The sequence below is a fragment of the Pedobacter sp. Hv1 genome (assembly GCF_001412215.1).
GTDB lineage: Bacteria > Bacteroidota > Bacteroidia > Sphingobacteriales > Sphingobacteriaceae > Pedobacter.
The window spans coordinates 246,179-263,171 of sequence record NZ_LLWP01000009.1 but is presented as its reverse complement, the minus strand read 5'-3'; the positions used below and the strand labels follow the sequence as shown (position 1 = coordinate 263,171).

Here is a 16,993-nt window from a genome sequence, read left to right as displayed (position 1 = left end):
TTTCAGCTTTTAAATTATTTTAAACTTCCTACCATTTCTTCCGGACGAACCCACTCATCAAATTGTTCACTGGTTAGCAAACCCAATTCAACTGCAGCTTCGCGTAAAGTTTTATTTTCTTTATGGGCTTTTTTTGCAATTTTAGCTGCATTCTCGTAACCAATGTGTGGGTTTAACGCTGTAACCAACATCAAAGAGTTTTCCATGTGTTGTTTAATTACAGGTCTATTAGGCTCAATACCTTCAGCACATTTATCGTTAAATGACACACAAGCATCGCCAATCAAACGTCCCGACTGCAATACATTAGCTGCAATAACTGGTTTAAATACATTCAGCTCAAAATGGCCATTGCTACCTCCAATACCAACGGTTACATCGTTACCCATAACTTGGGCACATACCATAGTCAAAGCCTCTGGTTGTGTTGGATTAACTTTACCCGGCATAATTGAAGAGCCTGGCTCGTTATCAGGAATGATGATTTCTCCAATTCCACAACGTGGTCCTGAACTCAACATTCTAATATCGTTTGCAATTTTCATTAAAGAAACTGCTACACGTTTGTAAGCGCCAGATAATTCAACCATGGCATCGTGAGCAGCTAGTGCTTCAAATTTATTTGGTGCAGTTACAAAAGCTAAACCTGTTAGTTCAGCAATCTTTTTAGCCACCAAAACATCATATCCATTTGGCGTATTTAAACCTGTACCAACTGCGGTTCCACCTAAGGCCAACTCGCTGATCATTTGCAAAGCATTTTTAATGGCTCTTAAACCATTATCTATCTGTTGTACATATCCTGAAAATTCTTGACCCAAAGTTAAAGGCGTGGCATCCATAAAGTGAGTACGGCCAGTTTTAACGATATCATTCCAAGAAGCTGCTTTTTGAGCTAAGGTATTTCTTAATTTTTCCAATCCTGGGATGGTAATTTCTACTGCTTGTTGATATGCAGCAATGTGCATTGCAGTTGGATAGGTATCATTAGAAGATTGTGATTTGTTCACATCATCATTAGGGTGAAGTACTTTATGGTCATCGGCCAAACTTCCACCATTTAAAACATGGGCACGATTGGCAATCACCTCATTGGCATTCATATTACTTTGCGTACCAGAACCTGTTTGCCAGATCACCAATGGAAATTCTGCATCCAATTTACCTGCAATTACCTCATCACAAGCATTGGCAATTAAAGTTGCCTTTTCTGTAGACAAAACACCCAGTTCAGTATTTGCCAAAGCCGCTGCTTTTTTCAAATATCCAAAAGCATGTATAATTTCCTTTGGCATAGAAGCCTCCGGACCAATTTTAAAATTATTACGTGAACGTTCGGTTTGTGCACCCCAATATTTATCTGCAGGCACTTGTACCTCGCCCATGGTATCGTGTTCTATTCTGAAACTCATGATGTTGTTATTTTTTTGGCAAATTTAAAGATTTTGGGTCGCTTTGTGGTAACATATTTAATAGGAATAAAAATTAGTGGAACAATCTGCGCAAAAGTAGAGTAACTGATAATGTTTAAAACTCTTTTGCACTTAGAAAGGCAATAATCCTTATTTTGCCAGCTTTTAAACCCGCATAATTTAAACATGAAGTTTCGTCTATTTACCCTTGCATTTGCACTCACTATTTTATCGCTCTCATCCTGCACCAGTAAAGAAGAAAAAGCTAAAAAAGCAGCAGCTGATCAAAAAGTAAGAACCAAGGAAGACGATAAGGCAGACAGCTTATTGATTGCCTACGACCCTAAAAAAGGGGACCAATGGATTGCAGATTTTGTACAGAACCTACATAAAAAATCTGGTTTCAATGGCAATATGTTGGTGGCTAGAAAGGGTAAAATTCTCTACGAAAAAGCAATTGGCTGGGCCGATTACCTGCATCGTGATAGTTTAAAGATCAACTCAGAATTCGAATTGGCTTCCATTACCAAAACCTTTACAGGAGTTGCCATTATGCAGTTGGTAGAGGCTGGAAAATTGAAACTAACTGATAATGTAAAGAAATTCTATCCCAACTTTCCTTATGATGGCATTACTGTAGAGTTGTTATTGTCTCACCGTAGTGGGATGATGAACTATGTTTATTTTATCGACGACATTTGGCGCAAAGAAAAACGCGATATGAAAAAGGGCGTCTCTAACCAAGATGTAATGAACGTAATTGCCGATAAAAAACCAAATCCTTATACCAAGCCCAATAAGGTTTTTCATTACAACAATTCTAACTTTATGGTTTTAGGTGCCATTATAGAAAAAGTAACTGGCAAAACCTATGCAGAATACATGATGGAACATGTATTTAAACCTGCAGGCATGAAACACACACATGTTTATTCTACCACTGTTTACCCGAAAATTCCTGTTGATGTTGTGGGTCACGACCGCACTTGGCGCTATTCTGTAGTTCAGAATTTTCTAGATGGACCTGTTGGCGACAAAGGAATTTACAGTACCCTACACGATTTGGTACTGTATGACAAATACCTAAAAAATGGCCGATTATTGAGCAAAAAGAGTTTAGACTCTGCCTATGTTGGTCGAAACAAGGCTGTAAATGGCCACTTTAATTATGGTTATGGCTGGCGCATGTTCGATGGCAAGGGTATGGACAAAGTGGTTTACCATACAGGTTGGTGGCATGGTTTCCGTCATATCTATATCCGCGATTTGGACAAAGATATTGTAGTGATCTTCTTAGGCAATTTAACCAATGGAAGTTTAATGCACTTAGACGAGCTCTTTAAATATCTAAAAATGCCGATTATTAGAAAAGGTGCATATACAGGTGCTGGTTCATTGCCAGGTAGCGACGAAGATTAACTTATTTTAACATAAATTAGTACTTTTTTCAATTGATAAATAGCTAGTTTTCAGTTATGAAACTAGGCTATGTATTGATATTTTTCTTGATGATTAGCATTACTCAAGCGCAAACAACCATTACTGTGTTGGCTGCTGCCGATGGCCAACCTTTAGGCAATGTGCTGATCTACCACAAAACAAATTTAATAGGCGAAACCAACAAAGAGGGCAGAGCTAGCCTACAGCTAACCAATGTAGATAGTTTGGTTTTTGTTAAAAACGACTATGAAGATATTGTATTACCTAAAACCCAATTGACCGAAAAAATATGGATGGTTAAAAATAAGATCATCCTTCTGAATGAAGTGGTGGTTAGCCCCATGACCGCTGAAAAATTGCTCAAACAAGTTGGCGATTTTATTGAAGAAGCGAAAACCAAAAAGGGTAAACTAAGTTATAGCATCCCACATCATCTACAGATTTACAATAAATTTATGGCAGGTAATGATACCTTACATTACCTTAATAATCGATTTACATTTGAAAAGGGCAACTTTAAAATAAACGATCAGACCAAGATTGTAAAAAATTTCAGACACGTACAAGTTAAAGAGAACATTTCAAAAGTTTACAGTTGGGGTGGTAAAGAGGCCGATTTTTGGGATCTGTTTTCTCTTACCCCATTGGGGATCCATTATAGTGTCGACTTCAATGATTTTTTTCTTCACCAAGAACTATTCGATTACAAAATTGTAGCGAGCGAAACTTATTACAGATTGGAGTTTAAACAGAAAAAGAAATATTTTTTGTCTAGTATTGAAGGGTACCTTATTGTAGATAAACAGGATTTTGGAATTTATGAATTTGAGAGTAGATTGAAAGATAACAAACCTCGTTTTGTAAACCTACACACCAATTTAAGCAATACAAAATCGGCCACGTTTAAAATAGATACCGAAACCTATAAATTTAAATACACCAAAGAAAGCGACAGTTATCTTTTAGCTTATAGCAGCAAAAACACCACATTTACAGCAGAAAAAGGTCAACATAAAAACATGCGATTTACGGCTACCACTCAGGTAGAGCGCACTGTTGATTTTGGGGATAGGAACTTAAAGAATTTTGATGTCTTTAAATGGGATATCAAATAATTGGACATTAAGAAATCTTATCAAAGGCAATTCCTCGGTTCTTTTTATCGAGGAATCTTTTAAGCAAAGCATTTTCGGGCAATTCAAGCATGGCATCTTTTTCAAAAAGCTCAATTACCGTATTTCTGGCTTCTTGTAAAATAATTTGATCTTTGGCCAAATTGGCCACTTTCAATTCTAGTACCCCGCTTTGTTGGGTTCCGGTAATATCTCCAGGTCCACGCAATTGCAAATCTATTTCAGAAATTTCGAAACCATTGTTGGTTTTAACCATGGTATCTAAACGCAATTTAGAGTTTGGTCCTAGTTTATTGCCAGACATTAAGATACAGAAAGACTGTTCGGCCCCACGACCAACCCGTCCTCTTAATTGGTGCAATTGCGAAAGTCCAAATCGCTCTGCATTCTCTATAATCATTACCGAGGCATTGGGTACATTTACACCCACTTCAATTACTGTGGTAGCTACCATAATTTGGCTCTTGCCTTCAATAAATCGCTGCATCTCGTACTGTTTATCTGCATTGGGCATTTGGCCATGCACAATACTGATCTGATATTCGGGCAAAGGAAATTGATGCCGCATCTGTTCTACACCAGCCTCTAAATGTAAAAGATCTAGTTTTTCACTTTCCCTAATCAATGGATAAACGATATAAACTTGGCGGCCTTTGGCTATTTCCTGTTTCATAAAGCCAAACATGCGCAAGCGCTGTCCTTCAAACAAATGCAGCGTTTCAATTGGCTTTCTTCCAACCGGAAGTTCATCAATTACCGAAACATCTAAATCGCCATATAAGGTCATGGCCAATGTTCTCGGAATTGGCGTAGCTGTCATCACTAGAATATGTGGCGGCACCACATTTTTACGCCATAACTTTGCCCTTTGCTCAACCCCAAAACGATGTTGTTCATCGATCACCACAAGGCCCAAATTTTTAAATTGAACCTTATCTTCAATTAAAGCGTGGGTACCCACCAAAATATCAACCTCACCAGCCTCTAATTGTTGATGCAATATCGTTCTTTGTTTTTTTGTGGTATTGCCCGTTAAAATGGCCACATTAACCAGCTCTCCTTTTAATAGATCTACTAAAGATTGGTAATGTTGACGGGCCAAGATTTCTGTAGGCGCCATCATACAAGCTTGGTATCCATTGTCATTTGCCAACAGCATACTCATTAGCGCAACCACTGTTTTGCCACTCCCCACATCGCCCTGAATGAGTCTATTCATTTGGCTGCCTCTTTGGGTATCTAGCCTAATCTCTTTAATTACTCGCTTCTGCGCATTCGTTAGCGCGAAGGGGAGCATTGTGTTATAGAAAGTATTTACACGTTCTCCTACAGCATTAAACAAAGCTCCTTTAAACTTTAAACTTCGCAATTGTTTATTGTGCAGCAACTGCAATTGGATAAAGAAGAGTTCTTCAAATTTCAAACGTCTTTCTGCATGTTGTAACATCGATGCATTAGCAGGGAAGTGAATGTGGATCAGTGCATCTTTTCTACTGATCAGTTTGTACTTTTCTAAAATATAGGCAGGTAAAGTTTCTCTAATTTCATTGATATGCAATTCAATGATATGGTGGATCAACTTCTGAATTCCTTTACTATCTAAAAAGCTCTTTTTAAGTTTTTCGGTAGAGTTATAGATTGGCTGTAAAGTCAAGTTACCCGTAATTCCAGTTTGCCTGGGATAATTTTCTAGATCTGGATGCGAAATACTGAAACCATTATTGAATAAAGTGGGCTTGCCAAACGCAATATAAAGACTACCCCTCATCACATGGTCTTCCACCCATTTTAAACTCTGAAACCAAACCAGATCCATCGTTCCCGTATCATCGGTAAACTTAGCTACGATCCTTTTTTTATGTTTTTCGCCAATGGTTTCTTTACTAGTAATTCGACCAATTACCTGTACCAATGGCATATCTGGATGAAGTTCATTGATTTTATAAAACCGAGTCCTGTCAATATATCTAAAAGGATAGTGGTCTAAAAGTTGCTCGTAGGTAGAAATGCCCAACTCCTTTTGCAAAAGTTCGGCACGCTTGGGGCCAACCCCTTTCAGGTAAACCAGTGCTGTATCTAAATTTGAGGCAAACAAAACTGAACTTATTTTCTCTTCAAAGTAAAGATATCTTTTATCAAGTTCCAATTAAATAGAAAAACTGCAAACAGCAATAAAAGATAGGCCAGCAACTGATTGGCACTAATGTGTTCATTAAAATATAAAACGGCAACCGCAAATGCGATGATCGGGTTTACGTAAATAATGATCCCTAGCGTTGAAGACGGAATCCCTATTAGTGCATACAGGCTTAAAAAAAGTGGGATGATTGTAAACACCACTGCAATGGCAACAATATGCCCCCAAAACCACATTCCAGTTGGAAAGCCCGCATGGTGGGCAATATAGAAAGGAAGCATGATGACCACCGCAAGGGTAATTTGTAAGGCCAACACATTCAACTTATCCAAGTGTTGCATCTTCCGTTGGATAATCAGGTAAAATGCATATAAGGCTGCAATAATTACCGACCATAAAACTTCTTTAAAAGAGCCTGTAGCCAGCATTACAATACTCAATAGCGCAACGGCCAGAGAGAGCAATTTTATTTTAGAAAGTTCTTCTTTTAAAATCAAGAAGCCGCCAAATGCAGTAATCAATGGGCAAACCATGTAAGCAAATGCAGCCGACTTTAAACTCACATTATTTACTGCATAAATAAAGGTATACCAGTTTAGGGTAAGTAAAACTGTTGCCCCAATGATTTGCCAGATAATGATCTTTTTTTCTTTCGGTAAAGCTGCCTTAAAATATTGAATATCTTGTTTGAGGTATTTCCTTCTAAACAACAGAATCGCAATCCATATCACAATCAAAGATGTAAATATGCGATAATACAATATTTCTTCTGAGGGAAAAGCTTTTAGATTTCGCAATGGAATAGAAAAGAACCCCCAAATGGCAACCGATAAAAATGCTGCTAATAAGTAACGTGATTTAGATTTCAACGATACCTAAGCTTTAAATGCAGTTACAGAGATTTCAACATTTACTCCTTTTGGCAAACCTTTTACAGCAACCGTTTCGCGAGCAGGATAGGCTGTTTCAAAATAAGCACCATAAACTTCATTTACTTCAGCAAACAAGCCCATATCAGACAAGAAAATAGTTGTTTTAACAATGTGTTCAAACTCATACTCTGCTTCCAATAGCACAGCTTTTATGTTTCGCATTACCTGATGTGTTTCTTCTGCAATAGAAGTCAGGTTCAGTTCTCCATTTTCTGGATTAATAGCTACCTGACCAGATAGAAATAAGAAACCATTTGCAATTACAGCTTGGCTATAAGGACCAATTGGAGCAGGGGCATTGCTGGTGTTGATAATTGTTTTCATCTAATTTTTTAATATAAACCATTGGATCAATTTCCAGATGATACCACCAACAAACAATACGATGGCTAAAGCATTAATCACATGCATTATCCTTAGGTTAATATTCGTAGGTCTTTTTGGATCTGGTTTTCTGAAAAAGTACATATACAAATGTAGGTATAAAAAAAAAGAGCCTCGAAATTTCGAGGCTCTTTTTATATCGAATTAAGAAAGATTAGTTTCTTGAAGTCTCAACACGACGATTTTGGATACGACCTTCTTCAGTATCGTTAGAAGCAATTGGATTAGCTTCACCAAAACCTTTAGCAGTAACTTGACTAGCGTTAACACCAGAGTTTACTAAGTAAGTTTTAACAGAATTAGCTCTGTCTTTAGATAATTTCATATTGTATGCAGCAGTACCTTCGCTAGAAGCATAACCTTTAGCAGTTATTTTACCACCGTTTTCACGCAATGTTGAAGATAATTTATCTAAAACTGGATAAGCTTCAGTTTTTAACACTGAACTGTTGAATTCAAACTGGATAGTTTCCCAACCTGAAAATACTGGAGCTGTAGGAGTAACAACAACTGGTGCTGGTGGAGGAGGAAGTGGACATCCTGAACCATCAACTTTAGTTCCAGCTGGAGTACCAGCACATTTGTCAAATTGATCAGCAACACCGTCACCGTCAGTATCTTTTTTCAAATCTTCGATAGATTTCTCTACGTTAGAAACACGGTTTTTCAATGCTTCAACTTCTTGACGTAATGAAGGATCTTTTAATTCATCATACATTAAAGCAAGTGGGTTAACCCAATCCAAGTTTGGTTTAGATTTAGAACCTAAAGAGAATTCTAAACCAGCAGATGCATAGCTAAATTTATCAAAGTTAGAAGTAATGCTGCTTCCAGATTGAACACCATTGAAGTTAAAATCATCAACAAAGTTCATGGTGTAGTTTAAGTTGAAAGATACACGATCAGACACTTTAAATTTAACACCAGCACCTACAGGAATGTAAGCACCTTTGTAGTAATCATTACCATTGATTGGTTTTTGCTCGTTTTTAGTACCATCAGCACGAGTTGTAGTTGGCTGATAAGCAACTAAACCGTAACCTGCAGATAAGATAAAGTTTACTGAGTTCTCACGACGTAAGAAATCTACAGTAGCTACATTAACAACACCTCTCAAGTCAACAGCATATTGCATTTTAGTTTCGAAATCTTTAACGCCATTCTGAACACCGCCAGCTGCATCTTTGTTAGATCCTGAAACTTTACCACGCATTACATTAGCTTCTAAACCGAATGCATGTCCTAATTGCTTACGCAATGAAACACCGTAACCTAAGTTAACATCCCAGTTAGTAAAATCGTTTCTACCGCCTAAAAGAACGATAGGAGTAGTAACACCAGCATTGACCCCTATAGACCAAGATCTGTATTGTCCTCTTCCGCCAAATACCTTAGCAGATGATGAAGGAGCTGTAGCATCTTGAGCACTTGCTAGAGACGTTACTCCCATCAATGCTACTAGAGAGGCAACAAGACCCTTCTTTAAAGTAGAATAATTCATAATTTTCTTTTTTAAGGTTAAACAAATATTAATTGTATAATTTTTTGTAAGAACAAAATTAAACAATTTTTTATAATCTCAAAATACTATACAAACTCCGTTCCAAACTTATAAAGCTTTGAACTTTTTGTACATTTGACATCTTCGTAGCTGTAAATTTAAATAAAAGTATGAAATACGATCAAATAAATAATTCATTGTTCATTCAGAACAGAAAAAATTTTGAGAAACTCCTTAAGACTAATGCTTTAGCAATATTTCAGTCTAATGATGAGTTTCCTAGAAGTGGAGATCAGAATTTTCCTTTTAAACAAAATCCCGATCTTTTCTATTTATCTGGCATAGATCAAGAGCAATCTATTTTATTGCTTTTCCCCAACTGTCCTAATCCTTTATACAGAGAAGTCCTTTTTTTAAGACAGACAAATGATTATATTAAGGTATGGGAAGGCCATAAATATACCAAAGAACAAGCTAGATCGGTGTCTGGCATCGAAAATATCTATTGGTTAGAAGATTTTGACAACATCCTTCACAGCATCATTCACTATGCCGAGTACATTTACCTCAACACCAATGAAAATGACCGTTATGCGCATACGGTAACTTATAGAGATATCCGATTTATAGAACAGCTTCGTACAAAATACCCGCTTCATCATTTTGAGAGGGCTGCCCCATTGATGCGTGAGTTACGCGCCATAAAGTCTACTGTAGAAATTGAGCTTACTCAAAAAGCATGTGATTTAACCAAGGATGCCTTTTTACGTGTGTTAAAATTTGTAAAACCGGGGGTGATGGAGTATGAGATTGAAGCAGAGATTATTCACGAGTTCATTAGCAAAAAAGCCACGGGGCACGGATATTCTCCAATAATTGCTGCTGGTAACAATGCTAATATTTTGCATTATACCGATAACAACCAAGAATGTAAAGATGGAGAACTCATTTTAATGGACTTTGGGGCAGAGTATGGCAATTACAATGCAGATGTAACCCGAACAATTCCGGTAAATGGCAAGTTTACAAAAAGACAAAAAGAGGTTTACAATGCAGTTTTAACGGTATTGAACGAATCTAAAAAATTAATGGTTGCAGGTGCGGTTTGGAACAGTTATCACGAACAGGTTGGAGAAATCATGACCGAACAGTTGATTAATTTAGGGTTAATTACCGTAACCGATGTTAAAAATCAAAATCCAAAATACCCTGCCTATAAAAAATATTTCATGCATGGTAATACCCACCATTTAGGTATTGATGTTCATGATTTTGCGGGCAGATATACGCCTTTTGCAGCAGGTAACATTTTAACCTGTGAGCCTGGAATCTATATTCCTGAGGAAGGTTTTGGAGTAAGATTGGAGAACGATATTTTGGTAACCAAAGAAGGGAATATTGATTTAACCGAAAAAATTCCAATTATCGCCGAAGAGATTGAAGCGCTTATGAATGCTTAATCCATGAATCTACAAAACGATAAATATTAAAATTAGAATCTAACAAAGCTTCGTTTACTGCTTCTCGGAGCTTTGTTTTATCTATATCCAACATACGTTGGTGCTGGATAATCCGGAATGCTTTCTCTGCCATTAAAAGTGTTTTGCGCTCGTTTAATTGTTTATTTCCTTTTAATAGCCATTTACATAGCGCAGCAATTCCTTCATTTTTATCCGCAACTGTTTTAAAGATCGGTATTTGTTGGTGTTGCTCATGCACCAGTTTTTTGAGGTTGTTCGCAAATGTATCAGCACCCTCTCTATCAGCTTTATTTACGACAAAGGCTTGCGCAATTTCCATCAATCCAGATTTTATATTCTGAATTTCATCACCAGATTCAGGTACCAACACCACAACAGTTTGATCTGCCAAACCTGCAATCTCCACCTCCGATTGCCCAACGCCTACTGTTTCTACTAAAATTAAATCGAAATTGGCAGCCCTCAATAGGTCAACCATTTCCAATGTTTTAACAGAAATACCTCCTAAGGCCCCTCTGGTAGCAATAGACCTAATAAATACATTTGGATTATTGAATTGTTGAGCCATTCTGATCCGATCGCCCAATAACGACCCAAAATTGAATGGTGAAGTAGGATCAACAGCCAAAATAGCGATTTTATGCCCTTTCGAGACCAACTCTCCAGTAATGGCATTTACCAAGGTACTTTTACCCGCTCCGGGTGGCCCTGTAATTCCAATCACAGGCACCTCATACTTGATCTTCATATTCTTCAACAAAGCAGCAGCAGGTTCAAGATCATTTTCTACTAAAGTTAGTGCTCTAGCAATGATCCTAAAATCTCCTTCTTCTATCCCTGTTTTAAATACTTCGTATGATTTCATTAGCAAAATGGATGTGATCGCAAATAAACGTATTTTTTACTAAACAACATCAATCTCCTGCTTCATAATGTAAAGCATTTGGCCGCTCAAAAAAACAAACAACAAAAATCGTAACTTTGCTGTAATTACATTATTTAAATGAAAATCTATTTTCGATTATTGTCGTTTGCCAAGCCAATTGAAAAATTTGCTATACCATACGTTATCGCTACGTTGTTAGCTATATCTTTTAACACCTTTCTTTTTACTTTACTTGGCCCTTTAATGCAGGCCATTTTTTTAGAGAAATGTGAAACCATTACCAAAACTCAAGCAAACGGTTCGTGGAACCCAATGGAGCAGTTTGACAGCTATATCAATAACATTATAGCCGACGACAAAATATTTGCACTAAAAATAATATGCGTAGTTATTGTAATTACGGTATTCTTAGCTAATTTTTTCCGCTATTTCTCTCAGCGCTACATGGAAGACTTAAGGGTACATACCTTACTCAATCTTAGAAAAAGAGTATTTGATAATGTAATGAACCTTCACGTTGGCTATTTCAATAATGAGCGTAAGGGAGATATCATTTCAAAAGTAGCTTCAGACGTTCAGGTGGTACAATTTTCTGTTACCAACACCTTACAAGTTGTTTTTAAAGAGCCCGTACAGCTGTTATTTTTTATTGGTGTACTGATTAACATCTCGCTTAAATTAACCGTATTCTCCTTGTTGGTTATTCCAATTTCTGGTTTTGTAATTAGTAAAATTGTAAAACGCTTGAAACAACAATCTACCCAATCTCATCAGTCTTTTGCCAAAATGATTGGTTTCTTAGATGAAGCCTTGGGAGGCATTAAGATTATCAAAGCCTTTAATGCCACTTTCAGGATCAAGGAAAAATTTGATGAAGAAAACAAGTTTTACTCTAAACTGAACCGTAAAATGGCTAGGCGTCAGCAGTTGGCCTCTCCAGTTTCGCAAACATTAGGCGTTTTAGTAGTTGTATTTATCCTTTTATATGGGGGAATTCAAATTTTGGATGGAACAGGTGATTTAGAACCGCATAAATTTATCGTATATCTGGCTACTTTTTCGCAATTGATGCAACCGATCAAAGCATTAACAGATTCTTTTAGCGGCATCCATTCTGGAATTGCTGCTGGTGAGCGTGTATTAGACTTGATAGATACCAAACCAGAATTAGTCAATAAACCAGGTGCAGAAAATCTAACCACATTTGAAAAAGAATTAACCTTTGAGCATGTTGACTTTTACTATGGAGACAAACAGGTACTAAAAGACATCAACATCAATGTTAAAAAGGGATCTACTGTTGCACTTGTTGGCCCTTCTGGTGGCGGAAAGAGTACATTGATGGATTTAATTCCACGTTTCCATGATCCTAAATCTGGAGCTGTTAAAATTGATGGATACGACTACAAAGATTTAACCGTAGAGAGCATTAGAGCTCAAATAGGTACTGTAAACCAAGAAAGTATATTATTTAACGACACGATCTTTAACAATATCGCCTTTGGCAAGCCCGAAGCTAGTGAAGAGGAAGTAATTAAGGCCGCTAAAATTGCGAATGCGCACGAATTTATTTTGAATACGGAGCAAGGATATCAATCTTTTGTTGGCGATAGAGGAAATAAATTATCTGGTGGACAAAAACAAAGAATCTGTATTGCCAGAGCTGTATTGGCAAATCCACCAATCATGTTATTAGACGAAGCGACGTCTGCACTAGATACAGAATCAGAAAAATTGGTACAGGATGCTTTAAATAATTTGATGCAGAACCGTACTTCTATCGTTATTGCTCACCGTTTAAGCACCATCCAACATGCAGATGTAATTGTGGTAATTGACAAAGGTGAGGTGGTAGAAACTGGAAGTCATAGCGAATTAATGTCGCGAAACGGCCTTTACAAACGTTTAATAGATATGCAGGCTTTTAATGATTAAAAATGAGTAGAGACATGTCTATTCAAGCAACTTCAATCGCAAGGGTTGATCATCCTTTTGAATTTTCCATCTGCACATTAGTTACCCGCAAAGGAGAATATCAGGAAATGCTACAGTCATTTCAAAGCAGTGGTTTTACCAATGATCTTTGTGAATATCTGTTTGCTGACAATACTGAGGGCAATGTATTTGATGCTTTTGAAGCTTTTAATCTTTTCTTAAGGCAAGCAAAGGGAAAATATATCATTATCTGTCATCAAGATATTTTGATCAATGAAGATGACATCTCGGATTTAAGAAACAGATTAAAAGAGCTAGATCTTAAAGACCCTAATTGGGCAATTTGTAGCAACTCTGGTGCTGCAGGCCCAAATCATATTGTTTATCATATTTCCTATCCAGAAAAGGGGCTAATGAGTAAGGGTCGTTTCCCTTTAAAAGTAGCTGCAATTGATGAAAACTTTATATTGGTAAAAAACAATGCCTTGTTAAAAGTATCCAATGATCTTTCTGGATTTCATTTATATGGAACAGATCTCTGTTTACAAGCAGCACTGAATGGCTTTTCTGCTTACGCCATTGCATTTAACCTCACCCATAAAAGTTTTGGCAATAGAGATCAAGAATTTTATAGGATCGAAAAAGAATTGGTTAAAAAGTACGATTCTTTTTTTAGAAGCAGATGGATACAAACCAATAATACCATTTTTTTCCTCTCTGGTTCTCCTATTAAATTTCTCCTAGGAAATCCTTTAGCTCTGTTCTTCATTAGGATGTTCAATAGTGTAAAAAAGAAGCTTTAATGGTGGAGACTGCGTACAATTTGCCTTTAGTATCTATTGCCTTATGTACCTACAATGGTGAAAAGTACATTGCTCAGCAGCTCGATTCAATTTTGTCGCAATCTTATACAACGCTAGAAATTATAATTTTAGATGATTGTTCAACCGATCAAACCTTTGCGATCTTAACTGAATACCAGAATAGAGATACAAGGATCAAGTTATTTCTAAACGAAAAAAACCTAGGTTTTAACGCCAATTTTACAAAGTGTTTATCTTTATGCCAAGGAGATTTTATCGCTATTGCCGATCAAGACGACATTTGGCATGAAGGTAAAATAGCGGTACTCCAAGCCAACATTAAAGACAATTATTTAATTTACCATAACTCGGCCTACATTGACGAACGCAATGTGGCTACTGGAAAAACAACAAGGTCACATCATCGCTTTGTAAATGGAAATTGTGCCATCAATCTTGTCTATTTTAATTGTGTTTCTGGACATGCTTGTTTAATTAGTAAAGAATTTCTCCAAATGGTTGATCCCATTCCTGCCAACTTTTATTACGACTGGTGGCTTGCTTATACTGCTGCCTGCTATGGCAAAATAGCGTATATAGATGAGGTATTGGTTAACCATAGGCTCCATAAAGAAAGTTCTACAGCTAACGATAAAACAGAGCCACAGCAATTAAGGCCAGAACATTTAAAACTTTTTATTGCACATCCATCAACTCCAGCGCCTCTAAGAAACTTACTTCAAAAATTGCTGGCAGCATATTTGGATAAAAGACCGCGGGCATTTTCATTTAAATTGTTTTTACTTTTACTCGAAAATAGCCGCGAATTACTCTATATCAGAAAAAAATCTATCTTTTCTAGATTTAAATTTCTGATTAATGAAAGCAGATCACACAAATACCTGAATAATGAATAAACAAATTAAGCCGATTGCTTTTTATCTACCACAATACCATGCGATAAAAGAGAACAACGAATGGTGGGGAGAGGGTTTTACCGAATGGACAAACGTAAAAAAAGCACAACCAAAATTCAAAGGACATTACCAGCCCCACATTCCTCTTCATCAGAACTATTATGATCTGAGCAATCATACCGTGCTTGAAGAACAGGCAAAACTTGCCCTCGAATATGGTTTATATGGTTTTTGCTTTTATCATTATTGGTTTAATGGTAAACTGCTATTAGAAACCCCATTGCACCATCTTTTGGCCAACAAAACTCCCGAAATTCCATTTTGCTTATGTTGGGCCAATGAAAACTGGACCAGAACTTGGGATGGGCAGGAAAAAGAAGTTTTGATGAAACAAGATTATTCTTTGGAAGACGACCTTGCACATATCAAATATCTCATTCCTTTTTTCAAAGATGATAGATACATCAAAATTGATGGAAAACCTGTTTTCTTAATGTATAGAACTGAGCTTCACCCAAACATTAAAGAAGCTACCGAAATTTGGCGAGAAGAAGTAAAAAAAGCAGGCTTCGATGATCTCTACTTAATTAGGGTTGAAAATTTTGAAAGAAACTTAACTCCTAGCTTACATGGTTTTGATGCGGGAACCGAATTTGCACCAGATGGAAAATACAGTGGAGAAAAAGCAGGTAAACAAAACATGTTGAGCTATGTGTTGAGCAAAGTATTGCATACCACAGGAATAAAACCATCTGCCAAATTCACAAATAAGGTTTTTTCTTATCCTACTTTGGTTAAGAATATGATCAATAAGCCAAAACCTGATTACAAATATTTTAGGTGTGTAAGTCCATCTTGGGATAACTCTGCTCGGAGAAAGGAAAATGCAACTTTATATATAGATACTGATCCCAAACTGTTTGGCACATGGGCAAAAAAAATGGTTGCCTATACCAAGGCAAACCTTCCTGAAAACGAGCAATTGTTATTTGTAAATGCTTGGAATGAATGGGGAGAAGGCTGTCATTTAGAGCCAGACGAAAAACATGGATTTGTCTATTTAGAAGAACTTGCAGCAGCAGTTAAATAGTTGCCTATAAAGGCTTAAATTATCTACCCTTTTTAAGAAATACCTTAAGAAGGTGTAGGTAAAGCTTCAAGAACAATCCCGTTGTCATCATTTTGGAGCTTCTACTTTTTAAAAGCATAGCCTGGGTTTCAGCAAAAGTAAAGTCTTCGGTTTTCATTCTACCAATGATCCCTCTGAAACCTCTTTTCTCCAAAAGACCTGCCTTTGCTTTAGGCAGATTAGTAATATTTATTGGCAAGATCGCGTTCCACTTGGCATGTATTTTTAATATTTCGCTCAGCCAATTTCTATCGGTATAACCTTCAGAAAAATGTTCGATCAAGATATCGAATGTTACACCTACTTTATATTTTTGGCCCAAGCCTAAAGAAAAATCAAGATCATATCCATGAAAGCCTTTTAACAATTCTTGGTCAAAGGCATACGAATTTATGGCCGCTCTAGTACAACAGAACCAAACCCCATCAATGCTGGCAACTTCTATCAATTTACTTTCTGTAGGGTTGGCATAGATTCTATTTGTAGCCTTATTGGTATACTTATATCGTTGAACAAGGTTATAGTTGAGCAATTCTGGCGCTTCATTCTCATAACAATACCAACTAGATGGTGCAACAGATTTATATTGCCCTCCAGCAATGCCAATTAAGCCAAATGCCGGATTGGTTTTAAAAATATCAATTACAATCTCGCCCCAATTTTCGCTTTTCATTAGCAGATCTTCGTGCATAAAACACAAAATATCGTATTTAGCTTGGGCAAATCCTTTATTGTAAACCTCACAAATTCCCATTTTACCATCGCCATTGGCTATGCCGATCACCTCAAATTCTACCCCAATAGTTTGGGTAATATTTGCTGTAACATTGACCAAAAAATTTGGGTCTACAGATGCAATTATTATCGATATCATTTAAGAACAAAACTAATCTTTATAAAATA

15 protein-coding genes are annotated in these 16,993 nt (G+C 36.8%); 7 read left to right on the top strand and 8 right to left on the bottom strand.

All coding sequences use genetic code 11. The features are described from left to right. Window positions 1–14 precede the first annotated feature (14 nt). Window positions 15–1,412, bottom strand: coding sequence for a class II fumarate hydratase (fumC, locus tag AQF98_RS17325; RefSeq protein WP_055133226.1), 1,398 nt, complete (start codon window positions 1,410–1,412; stop codon window positions 15–17). Between the two features lie 186 nt (window positions 1,413–1,598). Between fumC and AQF98_RS17320 the strand changes: the two genes are divergently transcribed. Together AQF98_RS17320 and AQF98_RS17315 are read left to right on the top strand one after the other, a co-directional pair. Beyond that, window positions 1,599–2,831, top strand: a complete 1,233-nt coding sequence (locus AQF98_RS17320; RefSeq protein ID WP_055133225.1) for a serine hydrolase — start codon at window positions 1,599–1,601, stop codon at window positions 2,829–2,831. A 56-nt stretch (window positions 2,832–2,887) separates the two neighbouring features. Continuing rightward, complete coding sequence (locus AQF98_RS17315) at window positions 2,888–3,967, top strand: hypothetical protein (protein WP_055133224.1); 1,080 nt, start codon at window positions 2,888–2,890, stop codon at window positions 3,965–3,967. A gap of 7 nt (window positions 3,968–3,974) precedes the next feature. Here AQF98_RS17315 and recG read toward each other — a convergent pair whose 3' ends face one another. The 5 genes from recG to AQF98_RS17295 form a co-directional block, all read right to left on the bottom strand. After that, on the bottom strand, window positions 3,975–6,080 hold the full coding sequence (recG, locus tag AQF98_RS17310; RefSeq protein WP_055133223.1) for an ATP-dependent DNA helicase RecG: 2,106 nt from the start codon (window positions 6,078–6,080) through the stop codon (window positions 3,975–3,977). 8 nt (window positions 6,081–6,088) lie between these two features. Beyond that, window positions 6,089–6,991, bottom strand: coding sequence for an EamA family transporter (locus AQF98_RS17305; protein WP_055133222.1), 903 nt, complete (start codon window positions 6,989–6,991; stop codon window positions 6,089–6,091). A 6-nt stretch (window positions 6,992–6,997) separates the two neighbouring features. Next, window positions 6,998–7,378, bottom strand: a complete 381-nt coding sequence (locus AQF98_RS17300; RefSeq protein ID WP_055133221.1) for a RidA family protein — start codon at window positions 7,376–7,378, stop codon at window positions 6,998–7,000. Next, window positions 7,379–7,522 (bottom strand): DUF6728 family protein, encoded by a 144-nt coding sequence (locus AQF98_RS22470; protein WP_369816939.1) that lies wholly within the window; start codon window positions 7,520–7,522, stop codon window positions 7,379–7,381. Window positions 7,523–7,592: 70 nt separating this feature from the next. Next, window positions 7,593–8,939, bottom strand: coding sequence for an OmpA family protein (locus AQF98_RS17295; protein ID WP_055133551.1), 1,347 nt, complete (start codon window positions 8,937–8,939; stop codon window positions 7,593–7,595). Window positions 8,940–9,109: 170 nt separating this feature from the next. Here AQF98_RS17295 and AQF98_RS17290 point away from each other — a divergent pair, with 170 nt between their 5' ends. After that, window positions 9,110–10,399: an aminopeptidase P family protein gene (locus AQF98_RS17290; protein ID WP_055133220.1), complete on the top strand. Its 1,290-nt coding sequence runs from the start codon at window positions 9,110–9,112 to the stop codon at window positions 10,397–10,399. Here AQF98_RS17290 and meaB read toward each other — a convergent pair. Then, window positions 10,386–11,285 carry a methylmalonyl Co-A mutase-associated GTPase MeaB gene (gene meaB / locus AQF98_RS17285; RefSeq protein ID WP_055133219.1) on the bottom strand — a complete coding sequence of 300 codons (900 nt, stop codon included), beginning with the start codon at window positions 11,283–11,285 and terminating at the stop codon, window positions 10,386–10,388. The two genes, AQF98_RS17290 and meaB, sit on opposite strands and share 14 nt — an antisense overlap. A 138-nt stretch (window positions 11,286–11,423) precedes the next feature. Between meaB and AQF98_RS17280 the strand changes: the two genes are divergently transcribed. Genes AQF98_RS17280 through AQF98_RS17265 form a run of 4 tightly spaced genes read left to right on the top strand, consistent with a single transcriptional unit; the run spans window position 11,424 to window position 16,051 of the window. Continuing rightward, window positions 11,424–13,241 carry an ABC transporter ATP-binding protein gene (locus tag AQF98_RS17280; RefSeq protein WP_055133218.1) on the top strand — a complete coding sequence of 606 codons (1,818 nt, stop codon included), beginning with the start codon at window positions 11,424–11,426 and terminating at the stop codon, window positions 13,239–13,241. A gap of 2 nt (window positions 13,242–13,243) precedes the next feature. Then, window positions 13,244–14,044, top strand: coding sequence for a hypothetical protein (locus tag AQF98_RS17275; protein WP_055133217.1), 801 nt, complete (start codon window positions 13,244–13,246; stop codon window positions 14,042–14,044). Then, window positions 14,044–14,961 carry a glycosyltransferase gene (locus AQF98_RS17270; RefSeq protein ID WP_055133216.1) on the top strand — a complete coding sequence of 306 codons (918 nt, stop codon included), beginning with the start codon at window positions 14,044–14,046 and terminating at the stop codon, window positions 14,959–14,961. Before AQF98_RS17275 ends, AQF98_RS17270 begins: the two co-directional genes overlap by 1 nt. Then, window positions 14,954–16,051, top strand: coding sequence for a glycoside hydrolase family 99-like domain-containing protein (locus AQF98_RS17265; RefSeq protein ID WP_055133215.1), 1,098 nt, complete (start codon window positions 14,954–14,956; stop codon window positions 16,049–16,051). The genes AQF98_RS17270 and AQF98_RS17265 overlap by 8 nt, the downstream gene beginning before the upstream one ends. A gap of 19 nt (window positions 16,052–16,070) precedes the next feature. Here AQF98_RS17265 and AQF98_RS17260 read toward each other — a convergent pair whose 3' ends face one another. Next, window positions 16,071–16,964, bottom strand: coding sequence for a glycosyltransferase (locus AQF98_RS17260; protein WP_055133214.1), 894 nt, complete (start codon window positions 16,962–16,964; stop codon window positions 16,071–16,073). Window positions 16,965–16,993: the final 29 nt, after the last annotated feature.